The 4,525-nt window shown below is 64.8% G+C and carries 3 protein-coding genes; all 3 read right to left on the reverse strand.

Features of this window, described 5'->3' with window-relative positions; genetic code table 11:
• Positions 1 to 994: MCP four helix bundle domain-containing protein (locus QRN67_RS17625; protein WP_285412870.1), on the reverse strand; the 994-nt coding region annotated here is incomplete at its 3' end.
• 100 nt (positions 995 to 1,094) lie between these two features.
• Complete coding sequence (locus tag QRN67_RS17630; RefSeq protein ID WP_106937118.1) at positions 1,095 to 2,792, reverse strand: methyl-accepting chemotaxis protein; 1,698 nt, start codon at positions 2,790 to 2,792, stop codon at positions 1,095 to 1,097.
• Positions 2,793 to 2,819: 27 nt separating this feature from the next.
• Positions 2,820 to 4,412, reverse strand: a complete 1,593-nt coding sequence (locus QRN67_RS17635) for a methyl-accepting chemotaxis protein (RefSeq protein WP_285412871.1) — start codon at positions 4,410 to 4,412, stop codon at positions 2,820 to 2,822.
• Between the last annotated feature and the right edge of the window lie 113 nt (positions 4,413 to 4,525).

Here is a 4,525-nt window from a genome sequence, read left to right on the forward strand (position 1 = left end):
CGACCACTTGCGACACGACGCTGCCGCCCTTCACCGCGACTTCCGAGGCCGACACGGCCAACTGGTTCGCCTGTCGCGCGTTGTCCGCGTTCTGCTTCACCGTCGAAGTCAGCTCCTCCATAGAGGCAGCCGTCTGTTCCAGCGAGCTCGCCTGTTCCTCGGTGCGCGAAGACAGGTCCTGGTTGCCCGAGGCGATCTGGCTGGACGCCGTGGCGATCGTGTCCGTTCCCATGCGCACTTCGCCGACGATCTTCGAGAGGCTGTCGTTCATGCCCTTCAGCGCTTCGAGCAACTGGCCGGTCTCGTCGGTCGTGCGTGCCTCGATGCGGCTGGTCAGGTCACCGGCAGCCACCGACTGCGCCACCTTCACCGCCTCCGACAGGGGCCGCGAGACGATGCGTGCGATCCACAGCGCGAGCACCAGGCCCAGTGCCACGCTGCCCAGCAGCAGGCCGAGCACCCAGAGGCGCGCCTGCGAATAGACGCCGTCGGCAGTCTGGCCGGCGCGGGTCGCACCGGCCACGTTGATCTCGGTCAGCTTGTCGAGCATCGTGTTGATCTCGCGGGTCAACTGCAGCGACTTGCCGCGGATCAGCGCGTTCGCCTGCTCGTTCTCCTGCGTGTGGGAGATCGCGACGATCTTGTTGTGCTCGACCGCGTACTGGTTCAGCAGCTTCTGGAGTTCCGGGTAGATCTCGCGTTCTTCCGGCTCGGTGATGAGGCTCTCGTACGTGGTGCGGTTCTTCTGCAGGTTGGCCCACGTCTCGTCCATCGCCTTTTCGTACGCGGCCATCTCGTCGTAGGAACCCGAAAGGATGTGCTGCATCTCCTGGGTGCGGTAGCGCGACACCAGGTTCTTCATTTCGAGCAGCGAGCGCGTGGCAGGCATCCAGGTGGTCGACATTTCGGTCGACATGTCATGGACCTTGCCCAGTTGCATCACCGCGATGACACCGACACAGACCGTCAACGCGAGGACGGCGATGAAAGACACAAGCAGCTTGGTGGCTATCTTGAAGTTGTAGAAAGTTTTAATGATTTTTCCTTGTGGCTCTGGAGCCGATTCGTGGGTTGTCGCGTCGGGCGCGTTCCTCTCAGAACTCGCGCCAGTCGCCAGCGCCCGCCACAGCAAGCTGCGGCACGGCGGGCAACGATGATTTGTCGTCCTGCGCGGCCGGCAATGCCTGGGCGCGCGCGCCGGACTCGGCCTGGTGGCCGGCTTCCAGCTTGAAGATGCTGACGGCCTGCACCAGGCTGCCCGCCTCTTGCTGCAGCGACTGGGCGGCGGCCGAAGCCTCTTCGACCAGCGCGGCGTTCTGTTGTGTGACCTGGTCCATCTGCGTGATGGCCTGGTTGATCTGCTCGATGCCCGAGGTCTGCTCCTGGCTCGCTGCGGTGATCTCGCCCATGATGTCGGTCACGCGACGCACGCTGCCGACGATCTCCTCCATCGTGCGGCCCGCCTCGGCGACCTGCTTGCTGCCTTCCTCGACCTTCTCCACGGAGTCGCCGATCAGCGTCTTGATCTCCTTGGCTGCTGCTGCCGAGCGCTGTGCGAGGCTGCGCACTTCCGATGCCACCACCGCAAAGCCGCGGCCCTGCTCACCCGCACGGGCCGCTTCCACAGCCGCATTCAGCGCCAGGATGTTGGTCTGGAATGCGATGCCGTCGATCACGCCGATGATGTCGACGATCTTCTTGGACGACGCATTGATCGAGCCCATGGTGTCGACCACCTGCGACACGACACTGCCGCCCTTCACCGCGACTTCCGAAGCCGATACGGCCAGTTGGTTGGCTTGGCGTGCGTTGTCCGCGTTCTGCTTGACGGTAGAAGTCAGCTCCTCCATGGAAGCAGCCGTCTGCTCCAGCGAGCTGGCCTGTTCCTCGGTGCGCGACGAGAGATCCTGATTCCCCGAGGCGATCTGCCCCGAAGCCCTGGCAATGGTTTCGCTCGAATCCTTGATCTTCCCGACGATGGAGGTCAGCTGCACCTGCATCTGCTTGATGGAATGCAGCAGGCTGCCGTCACGCGCGGCGTCGGCCTCCACTGCCAGCGACAGGTCGCCGTCGGCGATGCGGCCAACCACGTCGGCGGCGTACTGCGGCTCGCCGCCGAGTTGCCGGCCGATCAGGCGCGCCACCACCACGCCCAGCCCCACGCTGACCACGATGCCGGCCAGCGCCAGCACCAGCATCATCAGCCGCGAGGTCTTGTAGGTGTCGTCGGCATGTTCCGCACGCGCGCGCGCCAGGTCCTTGCTGTGCGCGACCATGCCCTTGAGCACTTCTTCCAGGCCGCGCGATTCCTTCAGCAGGCGCGCGCTGTCCTCGGTCACCTGGTTGTCGAACTGCGAGCTGTCCAGCGGCTGCTTGTTCACCAGCGCCACGAAGTCGTTCATGTGCTTGCCCAGCGGGCCGACCAGGCCTTCGAACTGGCTGAAGAGCTTCGTGCCTTCCTCGGTCTCGCCGAAGAACGACTTGACCTCGGCGGCGCGCGACGAGAGGCTTTCCATGGAAGCCTTGAGCTCGTTCGCACCCGCGTTGCGCTCGCCGCGCGTGCCGGCCGACAGCAGCGTCATCTGGGCGCGGCTGGCGTACAGCAGGTGGATGTTGGCTTCCTGCACGGCCTGCAGTGCGCGAAGCTCGTTGGCGTATAGCTCTTCGGTCGAGGCGCTGATGCGCCCCATGTGGAAGATGCCGAGCGCGCTCACCGCCGCGCCGATGGCGGCGACCACGAGAAAGCTGAGGATCAGCCGGACGGTGACGCGAAGATTCTGGAACCACTGCATGTCTTTTTCTCCGATTTGTGCTGCTGCTTATGCAGTGAGTGCCAGCCGATGCGCCGGGACGGCAGCGCGGCTGCCTTCCAGGCGGAACACGCCGACCACCTGCGACAGGCTGCTTGCCTGCTCCTGCAGCGACTGGGCGGCGGCCGAGGCCTCTTCGACCAGCGCCGCGTTCTGTTGCGTCACCTGGTCCATCTGCGTGATGGCCTGGTTGATCTGCTCGATGCCGGAGGTCTGCTCTTGGCTCGCCGCAGTGATCTCGCCCATGATGTCCGTCACTCGCTTCACGCTGCCGACGATCTCGTCCATGGTGCGGCCGGCTTCTTCCACCTGCTTGCTGCCCTCTTCGACCTTCTCCACCGAGTCGCCGATGAGGGTCTTGATTTCCTTGGCTGCCGCTGCAGAACGTTGTGCGAGGCTGCGGACTTCGGAGGCGACGACCGCGAAGCCGCGGCCTTGTTCACCCGCGCGGGCGGCTTCCACAGCCGCATTGAGCGCCAGGATGTTGGTCTGGAACGCGATGCCGTCGATCACGCCGATGATGTCGACGATCTTCTTGGACGACGCGTTGATCGAGCCCATGGTGTCGACCACCTGCGAAACGACGCTTCCGCCCTTCACAGCGACTTCGGAAGCTGACACAGCCAACTGGTTCGCCTGACGTGCGTTGTCCGCGTTCTGCTTCACGGTAGAAGTCAGCTCTTCCATGGACGCAGCCGTCTGCTCCAGCGAACTGGCCTGCTGTTCCGTGCGCGACGACAGGTCCTGGTTGCCCGAGGCGATCTGCCCCGAAGCCGTCGCGATCGTCTCCGTGCCGGTACGCACTTCGCCCACCACCTTCGCCAGGCTCTCGTTCATGTTCTTGAGCGCCTGCATCAGCTGGCCCGTCTCGTCGCGGCTTTCCACGCGGATGTCGACGCTCAGGTCGCCGGCCGCCACGGTCTCAGCCACCTCGACGGCGCGCGCCAGCGGCCGCACGATGCTGCGCGAGATAAGGAACGCGAGGATCGCGCCGATCACCACGGTCGCCAGCGTCAGGAACAGCCGCAGGTTGAAGCTGCGCGTATTCGCCGCGTCGATCCTGGCGCTCATGTCGTCGATGGCCTTGCGCTCGATCGACAGCAGTTCGAGCACCCGGTTTTCATAGGCCTTGGCCGCGGGCTGGAAGCTCTCCTTGAAGACGCGCGCGGTTTCCACCGTGTCGCCGCCCGCCTTGGCCTTGCCCACTTCCTCCTTGGCCGCCTGGTACTTGGCGCGCAGCTCGATGATCGACTTGAAGGTGGCCTTCTCCTCGTCGGTCACCAGCAGCTTCTCGACCTTGGCGATGGTCTGCGACCCCTTTTTCACGCTGTCGGAGATGACGTCGGCGAAGACGACCGGCAGGCTCTCGTCGGTGGTGCGCGCGATCATCGACGTGCGTGCGATGGCCGAGTAGGTCAGCACATACCAGTCGGCAATCAGCCGCTCCTTCGCCAGCGGGCTTTCCATCATCACCCGCGTGGCTTCCGCGTTGCTGCGCGCGGAGAAAAGCGCGAAGGCGGTGGAAAGCACCACCAGTCCGAGGACGACGGCAAAGGCCGCGGCAAGCCGCGTGCCGATGCGCAGGTTCGAGAAGAAGTTCATGGTGCGGGCGTTGGATGGAGAAGGCGGGGCGGCAAGAAATCAGGCGGTGGCCGCGGCTTCGATGAGGCCCATTTCCTGGCTCGACATGAGCCGGTCGATGTCCACCAGGATCA

This window comes from Variovorax sp. efr-133-TYG-130 (assembly GCF_030208835.1).
Classification (GTDB): Bacteria; Pseudomonadota; Gammaproteobacteria; order Burkholderiales; family Burkholderiaceae_C; genus Variovorax.